The 20,760-nt window shown below is 70.8% G+C and carries 18 protein-coding genes; 8 read left to right on the top strand and 10 right to left on the bottom strand.

Annotated features, from left to right (window positions below; translation table 11 throughout):
* Positions 1–69 precede the first annotated feature (69 nt).
* On the top strand, positions 70–678 hold the full coding sequence (locus tag ACWDRB_RS10650) for an ADP-ribosylglycohydrolase family protein (RefSeq protein ID WP_449892824.1): 609 nt from the start codon (positions 70–72) through the stop codon (positions 676–678).
* Between the two features lie 45 nt (positions 679–723).
* On the opposite strand, the gene ACWDRB_RS10655 is transcribed toward ACWDRB_RS10650, so the two are convergent.
* The 3 genes from ACWDRB_RS10655 to ACWDRB_RS10665 form a co-directional block, all read right to left on the bottom strand.
* Positions 724–1,158 carry a hypothetical protein gene (locus tag ACWDRB_RS10655; protein ID WP_449892825.1) on the bottom strand — a complete coding sequence of 145 codons (435 nt, stop codon included), beginning with the start codon at positions 1,156–1,158 and terminating at the stop codon, positions 724–726.
* Between the two features lie 122 nt (positions 1,159–1,280).
* Entirely contained in the window at positions 1,281–2,381 is a 1,101-nt protein-coding gene (locus ACWDRB_RS10660) for a hypothetical protein (RefSeq protein ID WP_449892826.1), read from the bottom strand.
* A 115-nt stretch (positions 2,382–2,496) separates the two neighbouring features.
* Positions 2,497–3,288: a phytanoyl-CoA dioxygenase family protein gene (locus ACWDRB_RS10665; protein ID WP_350734982.1), complete on the bottom strand. Its 792-nt coding sequence runs from the start codon at positions 3,286–3,288 to the stop codon at positions 2,497–2,499.
* Between the two features lie 102 nt (positions 3,289–3,390).
* On the opposite strand from ACWDRB_RS10665, the gene ACWDRB_RS10670 reads away from it, so the two are divergent.
* A complete protein-coding gene (locus ACWDRB_RS10670; RefSeq protein WP_449892827.1) occupies positions 3,391–4,293 on the top strand; it encodes a helix-turn-helix domain-containing protein in 903 nt (300 codons plus the stop codon).
* 33 nt (positions 4,294–4,326) lie between these two features.
* Here ACWDRB_RS10670 and ACWDRB_RS10675 read toward each other — a convergent pair whose 3' ends face one another.
* From ACWDRB_RS10675 to ACWDRB_RS10705, 7 genes are all read right to left on the bottom strand, one after another.
* Entirely contained in the window at positions 4,327–5,169 is an 843-nt protein-coding gene (locus ACWDRB_RS10675) for an SDR family oxidoreductase (RefSeq protein ID WP_449892828.1), read from the bottom strand.
* A complete protein-coding gene (locus ACWDRB_RS10680) occupies positions 5,166–5,372 on the bottom strand; it encodes a 4Fe-4S domain-containing protein (RefSeq protein WP_435054324.1) in 207 nt (68 codons plus the stop codon). The genes ACWDRB_RS10675 and ACWDRB_RS10680 overlap by 4 nt, the downstream gene beginning before the upstream one ends.
* 4 nt (positions 5,373–5,376) lie before the next feature.
* Positions 5,377–6,594, bottom strand: coding sequence for a cytochrome P450 (locus tag ACWDRB_RS10685; RefSeq protein WP_449892829.1), 1,218 nt, complete (start codon positions 6,592–6,594; stop codon positions 5,377–5,379).
* A gap of 136 nt (positions 6,595–6,730) precedes the next feature.
* Positions 6,731–7,468, bottom strand: a complete 738-nt coding sequence (locus ACWDRB_RS10690) for a response regulator transcription factor (RefSeq protein ID WP_449892830.1) — start codon at positions 7,466–7,468, stop codon at positions 6,731–6,733.
* A 115-nt stretch (positions 7,469–7,583) separates the two neighbouring features.
* Positions 7,584–8,315: a sulfotransferase-like domain-containing protein gene (locus ACWDRB_RS10695; protein ID WP_449892831.1), complete on the bottom strand. Its 732-nt coding sequence runs from the start codon at positions 8,313–8,315 to the stop codon at positions 7,584–7,586.
* Positions 8,312–9,295, bottom strand: coding sequence for an aldo/keto reductase (locus ACWDRB_RS10700; RefSeq protein ID WP_449892832.1), 984 nt, complete (start codon positions 9,293–9,295; stop codon positions 8,312–8,314). The genes ACWDRB_RS10695 and ACWDRB_RS10700 overlap by 4 nt, the downstream gene beginning before the upstream one ends.
* A gap of 33 nt (positions 9,296–9,328) precedes the next feature.
* The gene (locus tag ACWDRB_RS10705) at positions 9,329–10,474 is read right to left on the bottom strand and encodes an argininosuccinate synthase domain-containing protein (protein ID WP_449892833.1); all 1,146 of its coding nucleotides are present in this window, start codon (positions 10,472–10,474) and stop codon (positions 9,329–9,331) included.
* Between the two features lie 811 nt (positions 10,475–11,285).
* Here ACWDRB_RS10705 and ACWDRB_RS10710 point away from each other — a divergent pair.
* The 6 genes from ACWDRB_RS10710 to ACWDRB_RS10735 are packed head-to-tail and all read left to right on the top strand — an operon-like array spanning position 11,286 to position 20,738.
* A complete protein-coding gene (locus tag ACWDRB_RS10710; protein WP_449892834.1) occupies positions 11,286–14,369 on the top strand; it encodes a non-ribosomal peptide synthetase in 3,084 nt (1,027 codons plus the stop codon).
* Between the two features lie 4 nt (positions 14,370–14,373).
* On the top strand, positions 14,374–14,550 hold the full coding sequence (locus ACWDRB_RS10715) for an MbtH family protein (protein ID WP_449892835.1): 177 nt from the start codon (positions 14,374–14,376) through the stop codon (positions 14,548–14,550).
* 17 nt (positions 14,551–14,567) lie between these two features.
* Positions 14,568–17,861: a non-ribosomal peptide synthetase gene (locus ACWDRB_RS10720; RefSeq protein ID WP_449892836.1), complete on the top strand. Its 3,294-nt coding sequence runs from the start codon at positions 14,568–14,570 to the stop codon at positions 17,859–17,861.
* A complete protein-coding gene (locus ACWDRB_RS10725; protein WP_449892838.1) occupies positions 17,861–18,658 on the top strand; it encodes a thioesterase domain-containing protein in 798 nt (265 codons plus the stop codon). The genes ACWDRB_RS10720 and ACWDRB_RS10725 overlap by 1 nt, the downstream gene beginning before the upstream one ends.
* The gene (locus ACWDRB_RS10730; protein ID WP_449892839.1) at positions 18,655–19,791 is read left to right on the top strand and encodes an acyl-CoA dehydrogenase family protein; all 1,137 of its coding nucleotides are present in this window, start codon (positions 18,655–18,657) and stop codon (positions 19,789–19,791) included. The genes ACWDRB_RS10725 and ACWDRB_RS10730 overlap by 4 nt, the downstream gene beginning before the upstream one ends.
* Complete coding sequence (locus tag ACWDRB_RS10735) at positions 19,788–20,738, top strand: acyl-CoA dehydrogenase family protein (protein WP_449892840.1); 951 nt, start codon at positions 19,788–19,790, stop codon at positions 20,736–20,738. Before ACWDRB_RS10730 ends, ACWDRB_RS10735 begins: the two co-directional genes overlap by 4 nt.
* Positions 20,739–20,760: the final 22 nt, after the last annotated feature.

Raw genomic sequence — 20,760 nt, forward strand, 5'->3', positions numbered from 1 at the left:
CACGTAGAGGAAGGTGAACGACGGCCACCCGGCCAGGCGAATGTGCGACGACAGGCCGGCCACCGTCCGATGGCCCCCATCGGGTATGCCGATCAGCAGGTACGCCACCCGGGAAGCCCCGGCGTGATCGGGATCATCGCAGTAGACCGCGTGGCGACGCTCGGCGCCTGGTTCGCCGACGACCTGCCACGGGTGGTCCGGCAGGCCGCCCTGTCGGCACAGGTCACCCACACTCATCCGGAAGCGGTGGCCGGCGCCATCGCCGTTGCCGTGGCCACGGCCGTGACCGTCAACGAACCCGGCCTCCCCGCCGGTCGTTTCCTCGATCGGGTCAGAGAGCACGTGCCCGCGAGCATGGTCCACGACGGTATCGCCGAGGCGCGGCAACTCCTCACCATCAGCGACCCCGTACTCGCCGCCCGGATGCTCGGGAACGGGCGACAGGTCAGCGCTCACGACACGGTCCCGTTCACCCTCTGGGTGGCGGCTCGCGAACGCCATGACTTCGAAGCGGCCATGTGGACCACCGCGGCGGCCGGCGGGGACGTCGACACCACCTGCGCGATCGTCGGCGGCATCGTCGCGGTCGCCGAGAACGCTCACCTGCCGCAGGAGTGGAGAAGGCGATGTGAACCGCTCCCGGACTGGGCAGGCGCCCCCAGCCCCATCTCCACGTGAGGCGCGCGGCCGATGATCAGCCGCTGTATCTCGGCCAGGTCCATCTCATAGGCGGTTGCCCGCTGTGTACCGGTGCGGTGCGTCGCCGCCCTGCCCGTCGGAGACGTCGACGATGCCGGGCAGCTCACTGATCAGGCGGGTCTGCGCAGGCGGGAAGAGGAAATGATGGTGCAGGTCGAGTCTGTGCAGGTGTGTCAGCGGCTGACCGGTCAGTAGCGCCTCCGCGCCGGTGTCGCTGAGCGTGCCCAGCGACAGGTCCAACGCTTCCAACCTGGCCACCACCGGCGCCGTCGCCACCGCCGCGGCTATCTCGTCTGCGAGTTCGGCGTTGCGCAGGCCCAGATACCGCAGCCGCGGCCACCGCGCGCCCGAGAGGATCGGCGCGAGATCGGTGATCGTCGGCCCGTCATGGAGCTCGTCGCCCAGCCACAGCTCGAGATGCTCCAGAGCCGGAAGGTCCGACTCCGCGATCGCGACCACAGGACTGTCGGGCCGCCGCTCCGCCGGCGGCCGGCCGGGGCGACCCTATCGATCGCCCTTGCCGCCTGACTCGACGTTGATCGTCTCGTTGTCTCGCCGGCCTATATCTACTGGGCGCCGTGTCAAGGAATGGCCGCACCAGGGCCGGCCAGCTGCTGGCGTGTCTGAACGAGCAGCTCTGGGACCGCGCGGCGGGACAGGGAAAGCGCCTTGCGCGCGATGCGGCGGCCGTCGCGCGTCCGGCCGGCGGCGCTCAGCACGAGCGCGTGTGCCGTGAGCGCCGAGAGCAGCGCCGGGGTGTAGGCCAGGGCGTCCTGCCTGGCCGCTGACTGCGTCACCTGGACCATCCGCCCACTGCTGGAGATCGCTTCGTCAGGATCCGTCCGGCAAAGGATCTTGGCGTGGGTGCCGCTGACGCGTGCCAGGAGGTGGAGATACTCACCGCGGTACAGGTTGATCAGTCGCTCGCAGCATTCGACCGCCTCCTGCGCGTCCGCGAGTGCGCCCTGCTCTCGACCGGCGGCCAGCTCGCAGGTGGCGCGGATGTCCAGGACGCCGGCCAGGGCGGGCAGGTAGCGGTGGTCGTCGCGTGCGCTGATCGTACGTAACGCCGTCAGGGCCTCCTGGCTCGCCGCCAGGGCCTCGTCGTGCCGCGCAGCGACACTGAGCAGGCTTGCGCGGGTGGCGAGGGTCATGGCCACGTCACGCTCGTGGTCGGGGCCGCCGCGCCACTGGCCGAGGCCCTCCCTGCGGATCCGCAGAGCCTCGGCGTTCACCTCAAGGGCCTCCTGGGGCCGTCCGGCCAGCTGGAGCATGCCCCGGTGCGCGTCAAGTGCCTCGGCGAAGTCGTCGAGATGCTCGCGGCGGCGGTCGGGGGCGCTGTCCAGCAGGCTGCGAAGATGCCCGATCCGTTCGGCGCTCGCCTTCAGTGCCTGTTCGACCCGGCCCGCGCCGAGCAGGGCCCTGGCGTACTGGTCCAGGGCGGTGGCCAGCTGAGGCAGGTAGCGCTCGGGGTCGGCCTGGGACGGGGTGCGCAGGGAGTCGGCCGTGGCGGCGAGCTTGCGTATCCGCCACCACTTCCAGATCGGCGGCAGGAGCCAGCCGAGACCGATGATCACGGCGAACGGCAGCACCGTCGCCCAGCCCGGCCACACGATGAAGGAGATCAGTGCGGTACCGGCCACCAGTCCCAGGAGGACCATGACCGCGCAAGATCGCATCATGACGACCAGTGTGACGCCCGGCGACCAAAGCGCAATCCCGGGCTCAGGCGCAGCGGCCCTCCCGATTGTCGCGGAGGGCCGCTGCCTCTCCCAGCGGTCCAAAGGGACCGGTCGGCTAAGCCCAGGGGCGGGGGAAGGCGTCGCCGTCCAGCCGCTCGCCCGCGGCGAGTCCGAGAGGATCGGTCACGACGTGCCCGGCCCCGCTGTAGCGGGTCGCCTCGTCCATGTAGATGGTGACGTGCGCGAGCCGAGCCTGGTCGGTACGGTTGGGCAGCGCCATGTGGCCGGTGTAGCCGCTGTGGAAGGTGCAGTCGCCGGCGCGGAGCGGCACGGTGACGCGGGGGATCCAGCGCAGGGACGGGTCCGCCTCGAACAGGTCCTCCTCTTCGTGGAGGTCCTGCGGACGCAGGCCGTCGCGATCCTGGGTGCCGGGCAGGAAGGTCATGCAGCCCCGCTCCGGAGGAACGTCCACCAGCGCTATCCACGCCGACAGCGGGAGCCGGTCCCCCGTGTGCGGCCAGTACGGACGATCCTGGTGGAACTCCGTGGCCGCGTTGTTGTGCGGCTCCTTGACCAGCATCTGGTCGTGCCAGAGCCGCAGCGAGAACCCGGCGAGCTGTTCGGCGATCCGGCCGATCCGCGGGTCGAACGTGAGCTCCCGCAGCGTCTGGTCGCGTTGCCAGACGTTGACCAGCTGGCTGAAGGTGCCCTGCTTCTCCAGGCTCTCCGCGCGGTGCGCCTCCAGGAACGCCTCGGCGCCGGCCCGGAAGCGCTCGACCTGGCCAGGCTCGAGCACGCCCCGCACTCGGACGAAACCGTTTTCGCGGTAGGCCGCCACCAGCTCGTCCGGCACCCGGCCATCGGCGCCGACGTCGCTGACGAACTGCTCGGTCGTGGTCGTTGCCATCGCTGACCTCCAGGGTTGCTTGCTGTTGGGATACCGCAAGCCTCGTCGAGACGTGCCGCTACGGGCTAGGCCGATCCCGGCGATTAGTCGTACGATCCCGACATGCCTGCCATGCTGCACGAGCACGCGCTGTTCGCCGGAGGCCCGGTCCTGGCAGGTGTCCACCACCTGAACCCCGACATCGAGCCGCACGCGCACGACTTCCTCGAGATCGCCGTGATCGGAACCGGCCACGGCCGGCACATGACCAGCCGGGGCGGGCACCCGCTGCGGCGCGGGCAGGTCGTCGTGCTCCGCCCCGGCGCGTGGCACGGGTTCCGCGACTGCACCGACCTGACCGTCGCGAACTGCTGCCTGTCCGCCCAGGCGCTACGGGGCGAGCTGGCGGCGCTGTACGACATCCCGATGCTGCGCCGGATGATGTGGACCGACCCGGTGGCCTCCGGCACGCACGGCGTGGCGGTCACGACCGTCGATCCGGCCGCCGCCGAAGAGGCCATCGCGGAGATCGGCCTGCTCGAACGGGACCTCGCCGCCGAGCGGCGCCGGCCGGGCCGGGTGCTGGGCCGGCTGGTCACCGTGCTCGGCATCCTGGCCGACGGCCGCGACCCCGAGTGGCAGCCGCTCGAGTCCACCGTCCATCCCGCCGTCGCCGCCGTCATCGCCCGGCTCGAGGCAGCGCCCGCCGATCCGTGGCGGCTGGACGAGCTCGCCCGGTCGGTCAACCTGGATCCCGCCTATCTCGGACGGCTGTTCAGGCAGTACGTCGGGCTGACGCCGCTCGGCTTCCTGGCCCGGCTGCGGGCCGAGCGCGCCGCCACGTTGCTGGCGCACTCGACCCTGCCGACCGCCCGGATCGGCGCCGCCGTCGGCTGGGACGATCCGACGTACTTCGCCCGCCGCTTCCGTGCGCTGGTCGGGCTGACACCCACCGAGTACCGGCGACGTAGCCGATCAGCCGCCCATGCTCAGCTCGGCGGCCCGGCCGAGCGGACGAGTTCCTGACCCCCAAGGAGGCCCATCACCTGGACCGTGGCGTCACCCGGCCGGCGAGGGCAGGCCCGGGCGCCGGTGCCAGCGCAGCCAGGCGGCCTGGCCGCCGTCGATGAGGATGTCGGTGCCGGTGATGTAGAGCGATCCCGGCCCGGTCAGGAACGCCACCACTTCGGCGATCTCGGCGGGCGTACCGGTTCGGCCGGCGCCGCAGGCGTCCAGCATCGCCATCATGTGGTGGCCGGAGGAGGACTCCGCTTCGGACCTGGCCATCGCGGTGGAGATCACCCCGGGGCTGACCGTGTTGACGCGGGCGCCGCGCCGGTTCCACGCCAGGGCCGCGGCCTGGGCGCGGACCTGGTTGCCGCGTTTGGCGAGGATGTACGCGGCCGTCGCGTCCTCCCCCACCGTGGCGATCACGTCGAGGGAGAGCAGGTCGCCGGTGGGCGCGGTGGCGAGGGCCCGCTCGTCCTCGTGGCTCAGGCTCGCGTAGTGGCCCGCCATGCTGGCCACGCAGACCAGCGAGGTCCCCCTCGTGGCCACCGTCTCGAACGCGTCGATGACGTGCGCGGTGCCGGCCAGGTCGACCTGCATGATCTTCTGTACCGTCGAGGTGGCCGCGGAGACGCCGGCGGTGTGGACGACCGCGGCGACGCGTCCCTCGGCGGCCGCGGCGGTGGCGAGCTCGGCCACCGATCGGGCGTCGGAGACGTCGGTGAGCTGTCCCTTGGCGTCGTACCCTTCGGCGCGCAGGGCGGCGACGGCCCGGTCCAGGGCGTCGGGGAAGGCGTCGGCCAGGATCAGCGTGCGGCCGCTGCCGATGCGACGGGCGACGGCCGTGCCCATGCCGCCGGCGCCGGTGACGACCACGACGTCGGGGTCGGTCATTGCTGCTCCACCAGGCGGATGGCGGCGGCCGGGCAGACGGCGGCCGCCTCGCGTACCTCGTCGTGATGCTCCGGTCCGGGCTCGGCGTCGAGGAGGACGGCGACGCCGTCGTCGTCGCGCTGGTCGAAGACGTCGGGGGCGACCATCGCGCACTGCCCGGCGGCCACGCACTTGGGCTCGTCGAACTCCACTCGCATGCTCATCCCCTCACCACGTCACCGGCAGCGACTTGAGGCCGTACGCGACGCCTTCCATCGCGAACTCGACCTGCTCGAACGGCACCGCCAGCGCGAGGGTCGGCACGCGCCGGTAGAGGGTGCCGTAGACGACCTGCAACTCCACCCGGGCCAGCGACTGGCCCAGGCACTGGTGGGCGCCGTAGCCGAAGGCGTGATGCTGGCGGGCGGGCCGGCTCAGGTCGAGGCGTTCGGGGCCGGGGAACTGCTCGGCGTCCCAGTTCGCGCCGGCCAGGTCGAAGATGACGCCGTCGCCAGCCTTGATGGTCCTGCCGTGCAGCTCGATGTCCTCGTTCGCGATGCGGCGGATGCCGCTGTGCACGATGGTCAGGTAGCGCAGCAGTTCCTCGACGGCGTTGGCCACGAACTTCGGGTCGTCGCTGTTCTCGCGCAGCAGGGTCAGCTGCTCCGGGTTCCGCAGCAACGCGAGCGTGCCCAGCGAGATCATGTTGGCGCTGGTCTCGTGGCCCGCGATGAGGATGGCGCTGGCCATGGTGATGGCCTCCTGCCGGGTCATCTCCCCCGCCTCAACCCGCCCGGCCATCTCGGACAGCACGTCGTCGCCCGGCTCGGCCGTCTTCCGGTCGAACAGGGCGCTGAGGTATCCGCCCAGAACGCGGCCCGCCTCCTGGGCCTCCTCGGGCGTCGACTCGTGGCTGACCAGCGTGTGGCTGTTGGTCTGGAACAGCTCATGATCCTCGTACGGCGCGCCGAGGATCTCGGTGATGACCACGGTCGGCACCGGAAGCCCGAGAGCCTGGACGAGATCGACCGGGTTCGGGCCGGCGAGCAGGTCGTCGATGAGGCCGTCGAGGACCTCCTGGATGCGGGGCCGCAGCGCCTCGACCCGCTTGACCATGAACGGCGCGTTGACGGTGCGGCGCAGCCGGGTGTGCTCCGGCGGGTCCGTGTTCGTGATCAGCGCCGGGTGGTGCGGGGCGGACGCCGCGCGGCTGCGGGTCATGTGCGGGTAGCCGGGCCGCTTCTCGTCGATGCTCAGGCGCGGATCGTTGAGCAGCGCCCGCTGGTCGGCGTGCCGGGTGATGAACCAGGGCGTGCTGCCGTCCCAGATGCGTACCTTGCCTACCGGGTCTTCCCGGGTCATGCCGCGCACCGCGGGAGCGGGCGCGAAGGGACAGGCCGATTCCCGGGTCATCGGGTAGTCGGGCACGGAGGTCGTTCCAGACATGGGTCTCCTCGAGGGATCGTCGCCACGGTCCCGCAGCCGGGATCACCCTTGTGGCGCGAAGACGATAAACCCATGCAAACAGGCCAACCTGACGGGGCCCGGACGGCAACCTGACAGAAGCCAGACGTGGCGCAGATCACATCGGGGCAGGGTCTCCCAGCCAGTAACCGAAGCCGCGCCTGGTGTGGATCAGGGCCGGCGAGGTCTCGTCGACCTTCTGGCGCAGCCGGGACACCAGACGTTCGATGGCGTTGAGCTCCCGGGGCTCGTCCCACACGTGCAGGGCGAGTTGTTCCTTGGACAGGACGCGACCGGCGTTGAGCAGCAGATGGCGGAGCAGCCGGTATTCGGCCGGGGTCACCTCCAGCCGCCGCTCGCCTCGCCAGGCCTGGTAGACGATCTCGTCCAGAACGAGGTCACCATGTCGCAGCACGGAGGCCCGCGGTGCCGCCTGCCTCCCCCGCAGCAGCACCTGCACCCGGGCCAGGAGCTCGGCGTCCCGGCAGGGCTTGGTGACGTAGTCCTCCACCTCGATGCCCACCTCGGGCAGCAGCGGCTCCAGCGCGTCGCAGGTGGTCATGCAGATGATGGGCGGCCGCGCCACGAGGCGCGGCCGGTTGCGGGCGAGGTCGTGCAGGTCGGGGATGTCGACGTCGACGACCAGCAGGTCGAAATGCCGGTCACCGAGCTCGGCCATCGCCGCGGCGCCGGTCGCCACCGGCGTGACGTGGTGGCCGGCCTCCGCGAGTCGCGCGGCCAGCGATTCGCGCGAACCCGGGTCCGGAACGATCAGGAGCAGGCGGTGGCCGGGTGAGGGTGCCTCCCGCGTCCTGACGTCTCTGTACGTGTGAACGCTCTCTCCTCGGAGCGACATCACCCTCCCTGGATCCGCGTGCAAAGCGTCGTCGTGCGGCGGGCACGCCCGCCCTCGGACAGGCTACGCGCTCGCGCGCTCCCTGACACCCGCAGGCGGCCCGCACCGGACGACGCTATCGGCGGGGACAGAGGCGGTGGCGGGCGAGCGCGTCGTAGAACGGTTGGTGGTGCTCGGCGATGCGGCGCAGGTGCTCGTTGGTGTCGGGCGTCTCGCGCCGCCCGGGCGTCTTGGCCACCAGCCCGCTGCTCTCGGCCACCTCCGCGTGCCACCGGTCCGTACGCTGCCAGTTCGCCTGTCGACCGGGATCCCAGCACATCGCCTCGGGCATGAACTCGAGCCCGACCCGCTCGCAGTATGCCCGGACCGTCGCCTCCGGATCGGCCACGAGATCGTCGCCGTCGATCACCAGGGGGACCTCGCCGGTGGCCGACCGCACGGCGTCGAAGATGGCGTGCAGGTATTCGAACCCGTACTCGTCCTGGGTGGCCTCGGGGTTCATGGCGTAGTGCGAGGCTATCGCGCTCCGCGGCTCCCGGATCATGAACGTGTTGATGACGTCGCTGAACAGGCGCCCGTCTTCGAGCAGCGGCGCGTACGTGTAGTCGGAGGTGTCCTTGGCGAACACCCGGCGCCCGCCGGCGTTGACCTCGAGCATCGCGTCGAGCAGCTCGACCGCCGACGTGACGCGCCGGCCCGTGAGCTCGAAGTGGCCGTCCACCTGCAGGTACGAGAACGGCTCGTGCACCACCTCGAGATCCCCGCGCTCGAGCATGATGCGCAGGAACGCGGTGGAGCGCGATCGGGGCACGGCCCACAGCAGGATGGGCTTCGGCGCGGCGCTCATTGCGACCACGCCGTGGGGCGGCGGTCCCAGCGGTGTTCGCGCAACTGCGCCATCAGCTCTTCGCTCAGTGGTTCGGCGTCGCTGGTGGCGATGTTGGTCCGTACGTGCGTGAGGTTGCGCATGCCGGGGATCACGGTGGCGACGTCGGGGTTCTGGAGGATGAAGCGCAGGGCGAGTTCGGGCATGGTCATGCCCTCGGGCACGATCCGCGCCAGCCGCTCGGCGCGCTCCACGCTCGCGACGAGGTTCTCGGGTACGAAGTAGGTGTTGCGCCAGTCGCCTTCGGGCCAGCGGGACTGGCGGGTGAGGGTGCCGGTGAGGGTGCCTTCGTCGAAGGGCACCCGTGCGATCACCGCGACGTCCAGCTCGCGGCATGCCGGGAACAGTTCGTCCTCGGGGGCCTGGTCGAAGATGTTGTAGATGACCTGCACCGCGTCGATCAGCCCGGTGTTCAGGGTCCGCAGGACGTTCCAGGGTTCCCATCGGTTGACGCTGATGCCGACGCCTTTGATCAGCCCGCGCTCCTTCATCTGGATGACGGCGTCCTGCCAGGCCGCGTCGTGCGCCCAGTCGTCCTCCCAGACATGGAACTGGAACAGGTCGACGGACGGCGTGCCCAGCTCTTCGAGGCTGCGGTGCAGGTATTCCCAGAGATGGTCCGGCGGGTACACCTCGGACAGTTTGGAGTCGCGGGTGGACGGCCAGGCGCGATCCTTCGGCGGGGGCTTGGTCGCGATGTGGAGGCGGCGATCCGGGTGCCGCTTGACCAGCTGCCCGAGCAGCCTTTCGCTGTGTCCGCGGCCGTAGATCCAGGCGGTGTCGAAGTAGTCGCACCCGAGCCGCACGGCTTCGTCCAGCGCGGTGACGCCGGTCTCGTCGTCGGCGCCGCTCCATCCGCCCTCGCCGCCGGCTATACCCCACATCCCGTAACCCACGTCGCCGACCATCCAGCCCAACCGGCCGAATCGACGCTCACGCATCGCTTCCTCCTTTCGCGCCTGAACGGCGACTTCCTAGCTCCAGCGGTTGCCGCCCGAGCCGAACCGCGTCTGCTGCACCACGGGGCCGGCGGCCTTCATCCGCTCGACCTGGACGAGGCCCCGGTGGACGGACAGGGTCACGCTGCCGCCGACCTCGCCGACGAGCCGGTCGATCCCGTCTCGCGCGGCATGCGCGGCGGGCTCGAGCCAGCGCGCCTCATACATGGCGGCGCCCAGGACGGCGGCCAGCCGATCGTAGAGTTCGCGGCCCGCCGCATCGAGGCTGGCCTGCAGGATGCGGGTCCACGCGCGTTCGAGCAGCTCCAGGCCGGGCGCCTCGTAGATGCCCCGGCAGACCGTGCCGATGATGCGCCGCTCGACCACGTCGCGAAGCCAGATACCGTGCCGCGCGCCGATCTCGTTGGCCAGCGTCATCCACTCGACCGGGTCGGGGCCGCTGCCGTTGACGTCGGCGACCCGTCCGTCGAGGAAGGTGACCGTGACGGTCTCGGGCTCGGCCGGGCTCTGCCGGGGCCAGTTGCTCCACCTCGGCTGGAGCCGGGTGACCGGGGTCTCGAGGTCTTCCAGCTCGGCCGACTCGTGCGAGATGCCGGCGAGGTTGGCGTCGGTGGACCGCTCGGCGCCGCTGCCCGGGTCGAGATGCAGCCCGTGCTCGGCGACGGCCGCGAGCATGGCCTCGCGATCCGGGAACCGTTCGAGCGCCTGCGGATTCGTCCACGGCTCGATGAGGGACAGCTCCGGTGCGACCTGGGCGCCGTAACGCGCGAAGCGGCGCTGGTCGTTGCCCCCGCCGACGCAGCCGTGCGTGAACGTCCGGCATCCGTCGGCCCGCATCCGCGGCGTGAGCTCGCTGACGAGCACGAAGCGCGCCGCACCGGTCGTGTTCCAGTAGCCGCCGTCGTGGCGGGCCCGGTACCGCAGCAGATCCGACGCCACGGCGGCGATCGATGATCGTAGATCCATGACGACCACTTCGTCCCCGGATCTTCGCAGCGAAGAGGCAAGCGCGTCCACCTCCACGCGCTCCGATTGACCAATGTCGGCGATATAGTGCCGCGCCGGAGTGGACCGTTCGTGAAGCCAGACTCCGACGGCGAGGGCGGAAAGTCCGCCCGATTGGAATAATCCGACGCGTGCGTTGCCATTGGCCTGCCGCACAGCCTTCCCCTTACGCTGGTGGACGGGGGCGATGTCGGCACTCTATACGCCGACCGCCACCGACCCTACCCACGGACCGCGCGCATTCACACCCGGCACGCCAATGATCTAGAAATTGACCTGTCATACCGATGCGGCCAGCGGATATGTCCTCGAAGAATGTCCTTCGAGTTGAACAGCCCGTCGCGGAGAACGCTTCCGTGGATTGGCGGGCGCCGGCCCGGGTAAGGCCGGGTATGCCTCTCGGGCAATCTCTCATTTCCGCAGGCCATAACACCCTGCCCGGCGGGTTGCGCCAGCCGTGGCGGCGCCCGGGGTTGCGAATCCTCGCCACGTGTTCCAGTATGAGCAGTAACCCATTAGCTGCCTAATACCGGTTACCCACGTCCGGTGGAGGGAGGAACGCGTGTTCACCCAGCTTCACGATTCCCCAGCTCATCCCCCATGTTTCGGCACGTTGTCGCGCTGATCGCGGAGGAGCCCCCGCTTTTCCGGAGCCACCACCGGAAGCCGTGACGGCGCCGGTGCAGTACGGGCCACGGACCGCCGCGCGCGTCGCCACGGCCGAGCCGGCCGGTTCCGACGCCTGATCAGCCGGCCGACGCCGGCGAAGCCGCTGACGCGGTAATGCGACGACATATCAGCGCGCATTCGCCGGGGTCTGGCAATTCGCGTGATACGTAGCCACCTGTTAACGGCCGCCGAAAAGACCTCCGAGGGCCGGCCCTGGCTACCTGAAACTCACAGACCTGAATAGTGACCGATCTGCCTGACCCGAGGATCTGTTGCCGGTCGCGACTATGGGAGCACGATGCCACGCCATCAGCAGACGCACCTGAGCGAACAAGCCCTGACCGCCATTCACTTATCCCTGGGACCGCGGAATGCGTTCCCCCGGCAAAGCACGGTCCTGGACCTGTTTCGCGTACAAAAAGAGAACGCACCGGATCGTCCCGCCGTCCGCTACCGGGACACCACGATGAGCTATGCCGATCTCGATGCGGCGGCCGACGTCACGGCCGATCGGCTGATCCGCAACGGCGTTCCGGCCCGGCAATTGATACCCGTGCTGGCCGCGGACGGGCCCGAATTCCCGATCTCGCTCTTCGGGGTGCTGAAAACAGGCTCGGCCTTCGTGCCGCTGGATCCGGCCTGGCCGATCGACCGGCTCAACGCGATCATGGCCGAGCTGTCGCCGCCCGCCATAGTGGCATCGCCGGCGACTGTCGAGACCGTCGCCGAACTGAACTCGTCCCTCCCGACGGTGATCGTCGACTGCGCGGAGCGGCCGTACGATCCGGCTGACCGCACACCCCCGCCGGCCGGCCGTGAACCTCGACCCGAAGACCTGATTTACGGGTTCTACACCTCCGGCTCCACCGGCACGCCCAAATGCGCGCTCAACCACCACCGCGGCCTGGTCAACAGGTTGACCACGATGTCGCGCCGGTTCGGTGACGGGGCCGATCACGTGACGCTGCAGAACAGCCGGTCCACGTTCGACTCCTCGATGTGGCAGGTGTTGTGGCCGCTGGTGTCCGGCGGGCAGGTCGTGCTGCCGCACCGCGACGGGATCCTCGACCTTGAGGAGACCGCGATGACCATCGGCCGCCACGGCGTCACGATGACCGACTTCGTGCCGTCCGTGCTCGCGGCGTTCGTGTCGCTGCTGGAGGCGCGCGAGGACCTGCGGGAGGCGACGTCGAGCCTGCGGCGCATGCTGATCGGCGGGGAGGCGGCCGGCCCCGGCGTGGTGCACCGGCTGCGCGCGCTGCTGCCCGAGCTCAAGGTCACCAACACGTTCGGGCCGACGGAGTGTTCGATCGGGTCGGTGTTCCACGAGGTCACGGACGCCGACCTGGACCGGATCCCCCTCGGTCGCGCCATCGACAACACCGCCGCGATCGTGCTCGACGACGATCTCAGGCCCGTCCCCGTGAACACATCCGGCGAGCTGTACCTCGGCGGTGAGTGCATCGGCGCGGGCTACCTCGACGATCCCGAGCGCACCGCGCGGGTGTTCGTGGCCAACCCGTTCCCCCAGATCCCGGGCGAGAAGCTCTACCGGACAGGTGACCTGGCCCGGGTCGGCGAGGACGGGCTGCTGTACTTCATCGGCCGGCTCGACGAGCAGGTCAAGCTCGGCGGGGTGCGGGTGGAGCTCGGCGACGTCGCATCGGCCCTGGCCGAGCATCCGCTCGTGGGCAGCGCGGTGGCGGTCGTGCTCGGGGAGGCTCCCCGATCCACTCTGGTCTGCTGCGTCACGCCGCGCTCGCCGGACGACTCGCCGTCCGCGGAGGAGCTTCGCGGGTACGCGGCGGAGAAGCTGCCGGCCGAGCAGGTCCCTCGTAAAGTCGTGGTACTGGAAGCGCTTCCACTCAACCGCAACGGCAAAGCGGACCGCAAGGCACTGGCCGCGCTCATCGTGGCCGAGTCCGCGTGGCAGGCGGACCCGGAAGAGCACGTCGAGCCGCCGGCCAACCCGATGGAGGAGCTGGTCTGCTCGGCGTGGCGCGAAGTCCTCGAGCAGGAACAGGTCTCGGTGGTCGTCCCGTTCTCCGACTACGGGGGCACCTCGCTGATCGCCTACCGGCTCACCGCCGCGGTCAGCCGGCGGCTGGGCAGGCCGGTGCGTCCCAGGGATCTGCTCGTCGCCTCGACCGTGCGCGCGCAGGCGGCGCGGCTGACCAAGGGCATCGACGACGACAGCGCCGAACTGGCCTACATCAAGCACGACCTGGCGTGGCGCCCGCCGCAGACGCTGCTGCTCACCGGCGCGACCGGGTTCGTCGGGGCGCACATCTTCGCCGAGTTGCTGATGCACTCCAACGCCGAGCTGATCTGCCTGGTGCGGTGCTCCGACCCTCCTGACGGTGCCCGGCGGCTGACCGAGGTCCTCGATCAGTACGGGCTGACCTCCGCCTGGCAGCTGCTCCCCATGGCGCTCAAGACCGGACGCGTCGAGGTCGTCCCCGGCGACCTGGGCAGCGAGCTGCTCGGCCTGCCGCAGCGGCGATTCGACGCGATCGCGTCGGCCGTGTCCGGGGTCGTCAACGCCGCGGGCGCGGTGAACTTCCTGTCCGGCTATCTGGACCACCGCCCGGCCAACGTGCTCGGCGTGCAGGAGCTCATCAAACTCGCCTCAGGCGGCGCCCGCGTGCACGCCCTGTCCACCCTGAGCATCTTCCCGCCCGCCGGGAGGGCCGCCCCGCGCATCACCGAGGACCAGATCCCGGAGACGGACCAGGTCGCCGCGGACGGCTACAACAGATCGAAGTACGTCGCGGAGAGCCTGCTCGCCGACGCGCACCGGCAGGGCGTCAGCTCGGTGGTGTACCGCCTCGGCGAGATCTGGCCGCACCAGGCGATAGGCGTGGCCAACCCGGATTCGCTGGCACACAACCTGTTGTACGCGTGCGCGCGCACCGGATGCGTGTTCCCGACCGAAGCCGAGACCGACGTGACGCCGGTGGACGTCGTCGGCCAGTTCGTGGCACGCGCCGCGACCGGCGACATCAAGGTGCCCGACGGCGCGATGCACGTGTTGTGGCCGGCGAGGCTGCGCTTCGCCGAGGCGTTCGGCGTGCTCGCCGACCGGTGCGGGCTCGACCGGGTCGGCTACGCGCAGTTTCACGATCGCCTGGAGGCCGTCGCCGAGCCCGACGAGAGGCTCGCCGGGCTGCGCCTGCTGCTGCCGCCCCCGGCCGGCGACTGTGACGCGGCGCCGGTCGAGTTCGACCAGCTGTTCACCGACAGCTCCCGGCACTTCGACGCCCGGCGGTTCAGCCGGCACGCGGTCTCGCTGGCGCGGCCGACGGCGGACGGGCTCAGGACGCTCGATCGCTACCTCAGCGAGCTGACCGACATTCCCGCCTTCGTACCTCAAGAAAGGTAAGCGAATGGAAGAGAAATTCGTCGTGGTGATCAACCACGAGGACCAGTACTCGATCTGGCCCGCCGGCCGGGAGATTCCGACCGGCTGGCGCGAGGCCGGAGCCGAGGGCGGCAAGAGCGATTGCCTGGCCCACATCGCGCAGGCGTGGACCGATCTGCGCCCGCTGAGCGTGCGACGGTGAAGGAGGAACCCGAGATCATGTCTGCCCCGAAGGAACGCAACGTCGCCGACATCAGGCGCGCGTTGCTGGAGATGAAGGTCCGCCAGCGCGTGGCGGAGAAGGCCGAGCGGGAGCGGATCGTCGCCGTCCCGCGTACGGGCAAGATGGCCATCGCCGAGCAGCAGCGGTTCCTGTGGTTCCTGCACCAGATGGTCGCGGGCGCACCGGTCTACAACGTGCCGTTCGCGATGCGCGTGCGCGGGCCGCTCGACGTGGCCGCCCTCTCCGAGGCGCTGCGCGGGATAGTCGCGCGGCACGAGAGCCTGCGCACCCGGTTCGGCGACGAGCACGGCGTGCCCTTCCAGACCGTCGATCCGCCGCCCGAGACGTGGGACCTGCCGGTGACCGACGGGACCGAGGAGTCCGTCCAGGACTGGATCGACGGGCAGGTGCGCGAGGAGTTCGACCTGCGCAACAGCCCGCCGTACCGGTTCGCCCTGCTGCGCCTGGGCCCTGAGGACCACGTGCTGTCCATCGTCTGGCATCACATCGTCATCGACGGATGGTCATCGCGCCAGTTCGCCGAGGAGCTGACGGCCCGCTACACCGATCCGAGCGGCGCGGAGTTCCCCCCGCTGGCCCTTCAGCCCGCCGACTTCGCGGCGTGGCAGCGGCTCTGGCTGCTCAGCGAGGAACCGGCCAAGCAGGTCGAACACTGGCGCTCCGCACTGGACGGGATGGAGCCGCTGGAGCTGCGCGCCGACCGGCAGCGCCCGTCGGCGCCCACCGGGGCCGGCCGAATCTACGAGACCCGCCTGCCAGAGGACCTCGCACGGGGGATCCGCGATCTGGCGCGGGCCGAGAACCTCTCCCTGCTCGCCCTGACGATGGCCGGGTACCAGATCGTGCTGAACCGCTACACCGGCCAGCACGACATCGCGCTCGGGTCGGTCCTGTCCGGCCGGACGCGCTCGGAGACCGAACCCATGATGGGGTTCTTCGCCAACACGGTGGCGGTCCGCGGCGACCTCGAGGGCAATCCCGTGTTCCGTGACCTGGCGCAGGCCACCAACGACACCATCCTGGAGGCGATGGCCCGCCAGGACGTGCCGTTCGGCCGCATGGTGGAGGAGCTCAAACCGGAGCGGCTGCCAGGACGGAACCCGCTGGTCGCGCACCTGTTCACGCTGCTGCCCGAGCCGATGATCGCGCGCTGGCGCCTGCCCGGCGTGGAGATCGAGATGCTGACCCCGCAACCGGGCACGACCCGGTTCGACCTCACGTTCCAGATCAACGACCTGCCGGACGGCGGGCTGGGCGTGTGGATCGAGTACTCCTCCGAGCTGTTCGACCACGAGCGGGTCGAGCGGCTGGTGGAACACTTCGCCACGGTCATGGCCGACGCGCTGTCCAAGCCGGACGCCCGGGTGGACGCGCTGGACATCATGCCCGGCAGCGAATATCTGCGCGTACTCACCGAATGGAATCCCCCGCCCGGGGAGCACGACGAGCGCCTGCTGCACGAGCTGTTCGCGGCGCGTGTGACCGAGACGCCCGACGCGGTCGCGATGCGTTTCGCGGACGAGGACCTGACCTACGCGCAGCTGGACGAGCGGTCCAGCCGGCTGGCGCACGCGCTCGTCGAGGAGTTCAAGGTGACGCCCGGGCGCGTGGTCGGGGTGCTGCTCGATCGCGGCTTCGATCTGCCGGCCGCCGAACTCGGCGTGCTCAAGGCCGGCGGGGCGTGGCTGCCGCTCGACCCGCAGTATCCGCCGGAGCGGCTGGCCTACCAGCTCGGCGACGCCGACGTGGCGGCGGTGGTGACGACGTCGGATCTCGCCGACCGCGTGCCCGCGGACGTGGGGCGGATCCTGCTGGACACGGACGCGCTCGACGGCCGACCCGGTCTCGACGCCTTGGTGCACGTGGCGCGGGAGGACACGGCGTACGTCATCTACACCTCGGGCTCGACCGGCACCCCCAAGGGGGTCATGGTCCCCCACCGGGCGGTGGTGAACTTCTGCACCACCTTCCGGCGGATGTTCTCGGTGACGCCGGACGACCGGATCCTGCAGTTCTCCAACCCCGCCTTCGACGTGAGCGTGTCGGACGTGTTCTCGACGCTGACCGCGGGCGGGACCATCGTCGGCGCGCCGCGCTCCGAGCTGCTCGACCCCGAAGCGTTGCAGCGGCTGCTGGCCCGCGAGCGGGTGACGATGGTGGACATCCCGCCCGCCGTGCTGGGGCTGCTCGATCCGTCCGCTCTGGACGATCTGCGGGTGTGCTTCATCGGCATGGAGCCGTTCGGCCCCGATCTGGTCAACCGGTGGCGCAAGCCGGGGCGCGAGTTCCACAACGGATACGGGCCGACGGAGGTCACGGTGACGTGCGTGGACTACCTGTGCCCGCCGGAGCCGCTGGACGGGCCGCCGCCGATCGGCCGGGCGATGGCCAATCAGCGGGCCTACGTCCTGGACAAGGGGCTGCGGCCCGTGCCGGTCGGCGTTCCCGGGGAGCTGTTCATGGCGGGCGCCGGTCTGGCCATCGGCTACCTCGGCCGGCCCGACCAGACCGCCGAGAAGTTCCTGCCCGACCCGTTCGCCGTCACCCCGGGCGAGCGCATGTACGCCACCGGCGACCTGGTGCGCTGGAACGCCGACGGCGATCTGGAGTTCCTGGGCCGGGTCGACCGCCAGGTGAAGCTGCGCGGGCTGCGCGTGGAGCTCGGCGAGATCGAGCACGCCATCGAGAGCTTCGACGGCGTGCAGCAGTGCGTCGTGACGGTGCGCGACGCGGGCACGACGTCGGCCTGGCTGGCCGCGTACGTGGTCGGCGGGTTCGAGCCGGACGCGCTGCGCGAACACCTGGCCGGGCGGCTGCCCCTGCACATGGTGCCCACCGACTACGTACAGCTGGAACAGCTCCCGCTGACCTCGACCGGAAAGGTGGACCACGCGCGGTTGCCCGATCCTCGCCCCGACGGCGAGGCGGGACAGGTCGAGCTGACCACCGAGACGCAGCGCCGGCTGGCCGAGATCTGGCAGGGCCTGCTGAGCCTCGACGCCGGCCGCATCGGAGCGCAGGACAACTTCTTCGTCCTCGGCGGCAACTCCCTGCAGGTGACGCAGATGATCTCGCGGGTGCGCGACACCTTCCAGGTGACGCTCGACCCGCGGCGGCTGTTCAGCTACCCGCTGCTCAGCCAGTTCGCCGCCCAGATCGACGATGCGCAGCGCGCGCTGCTGGGCGAGGACGAGGTGGCGCGGCTGGAGGCCCAGGTCGCCGACCTGCCCGAGGACGAGCTCGATCGGCTGCTGAAGGAGTCGGGCTGATGGCCGGTCCGCCTCCCTCCACGGTGGAGGAGAAACGACGCGCGCTGCTGCAACGACGGTTGCGGCACAAACGGGAGGAAGCCCTCGCTTCCGCCCCGCAGGAGGGGCGGACGATGTCCCCGCTGGTGCCGCTCAGCCCCGCGGGCGCGAAGCCACCGCTGTTCCTCGTGCACGCGGCGGGCGGATCGGTGGCGCCCTACGCCGCGCTGGCCGCGCTGCTGGGCGACGACCGGCCCGTCCACGCGCTGGAGGATCCGGGCCTGAACGGCGGCACGATCGGGGAACGGCGGCTGCCCGGCCTCGCGGCCACCTATCTGGCCGCGGTCCGCGAGGTCCAGCCCGACGGGCCGCTGCACGTGGGCGGCTGGTCGGTCGGCGGGGCGGTGGCGCTCGAAATGGCGCGCCAGGACAGCGATGTCGCGCTGACGTTCGTGCTCGACACCGCCATCCCGGACGGCGCGCCGTCCCGTCCCGGCGACGACGAGCTGAGCGCGTGGTTCGCCGCCGACGTCGCGGCGATGGGCGCCGAGCCGGGCGAGGCCGAGCTGGCCGAGCGGTTCCCGGTGTTCGCCGCGAACGTGCGCGCGCTCCTGGCGTTCCGTCCGTCGCGGGTGGACAGCCGGGTGGTGCTGCTGTCCGCCGAGGACTCGGAGCCAGGACGGCTCGAACGATGGCGGGCCTACGCCGATGAGATCCAGGTGGTGCGGGGCGACCACTACACCATGCTGCAATCCCCACACATCGAAGCGCTGGCGGAAGCCATGCGCGACAGACTGAGCGAGGTGAGTGTCCGATGATGCCGGCCTTCACGCCGGAGCAGGACGGCTTCCGGGAAGAGGTCTGCAAGCTGCTGTGCGAGGACGCGGTACGCGCCGAGATCGCACAGTCCCGGCGGATGCCGTACGGACAGGAGAGCGGGCTGCTCGACGTGCACCAGCGGCTGGGCAAGCTCGGCTGGCTCGCGGTCAACTGGCCCGAGCGTTACGGCGGAGCGGACGCCACGATCGTCGAGAAGGCGATCCTCACCGAGGAGATGATCCGCCACGGCGTGCCCGACAACGTGCACTCCCTGGGCATCGACATCGTCGGGATGGCCATCCACCTGTTCGGCACGCAGGAGCAGAAGGAACGGCTCCTGCCGGGCCTCGCGCGCGGCGAGATCACGGCCAACGTGCTGTTCAGCGAGCCGGAGGTCGGATCCGACCTGGCGTCGCTGGCCACGCGCGCCGAGCCGGACGGCGACGGCTGGCGCCTGTACGGCCGGAAGATCTACAACATGAAGGCGCAGCACAGTGATTTCGCGCTGTGCGCGGCCCGCACGTCGACCGGCCCGGTGAACTTCTTCGGGATCACGCTGTTCCTGGTCCCGCTGCAGAGCATGGGCGTGGTCATCGAGCCGGTGTGGAACCTGTCCGAGGAGCGGTTCGACCTGGTCACGCTCGACGGGATCCGGGTCGGGCGCGAGGACGTGCTCGGCGAGGTCGACGACGGGTGGCAGGTGCTGGGCAAGGTGCTTCCGCTGGAGCGCACCGGGCTGGACCACTCCGCCAAGGCGGAGCGCACGCTGGCCGCGCTGCGCGAGCACGCGCCGCCCGGGTGCGAGCAGCGGCTGGTGCAGCTGGAGACGCGGGTGCGCGCGGCGCGGCTGCTGGCCTGGCGGTGCGTGGCCAACCTGCACGACGGGCGGCCCGACGAGGTGCACTCGGCGACCGCCAAGTGGTACACGTCGGAGACGGCCAAGGAAGTGTCGGTGGCGGCGGTCGAGCTGCTCGGGCCGCGGGCGCTGCTGGACGCACGCGATCCCGACGCGATCGCCGAGGGCGTCTTCGACGCCGCGCTCCGGGAGGCTCCCGGGCTCACGCTCGCCCAGGGTTCTTCGGAGATCATGCTGTTCTTTGTCGCCACATCGAAATTGGGGTTGCCGTCATGACCGCGGTGGAGACCACGGCGATCGCCGACTTCTTCGACGAGGATCTGGCGCCGCTGGTGCGGCGGATGGCCGATCGGCCGCGCGCTGAGGGCGGAGGCGACGACAGTCGCGAGATCCGCGCGATGGTGTGGGAGGGGCTGGTCGGGCTCGGCGCGCTCCGCGCCTCCGACACCGTACGGCTGGCCGAACTGCTCGGCTCGGTGCTGTATCAGGGGCCGCTGCTCGACACCCTCACCGCTCGGGAGCTGCTGCGGGACGACGACCTCGGCCAGGCGCCGGTGGCGCTGGCGGTCGCGGCCGAGCCGTGGTCCGATCAGGACGGGGCGATCTCCGCGCGGCGGGCCTTCGTCGGGTTCGCGGCGGAAGTGGACCACTTCGTCGTGGGCGGCGTCAACGACGTCGCCGGGCTGCGCCTGGCGCTCGTACGTGCGGGCCATCCGTCCATCACGATGCGGCGGTACGAGGAGACGAGCCGCGGCGAGGCGTACGAGGTCGAGTTCGCGGGCACGCCCGTGGCCGCCTGGGCCGGCTCCGCCGCCGAGTGGGAGGCGGCGCTGGCCGGCGCGCGGGTGCGCCAGGCGGCGTACCTGGTGGGCCTTGCCCAGGCGGCGCTCGATCACGCCGTCGACCACGCCAAGACGCGCCGCCAGTTCGGCCGGCCCATCGGCAAGTTCCAGGGGCTGGCGTTCCGGCTCAGCGAGCTGTCGATGCACATCGACGCGACGCGCCTGCTGGTGCACGACCGCGACGCGGCCGCGCACGCGGCGGCCAACCTCGCGGCGGCCTCGGATCTGGCCCGCACCGTCACGACGCGGACCATGCAGATCCACGGTGCCGCGGGCATGCGGTCCGACAACGACGCGCAGTTGTACTACAGGCGAGCGGCGGCCGAATCGGTGCGGCTCGGCACGCCGTCCCGGCTGCGCCGCGAAGGCCGGGGGACGTGATGGCGGCGGCCGGGAAGCCTGC

The organism is Nonomuraea sp. NPDC003707 (assembly GCF_053587055.1).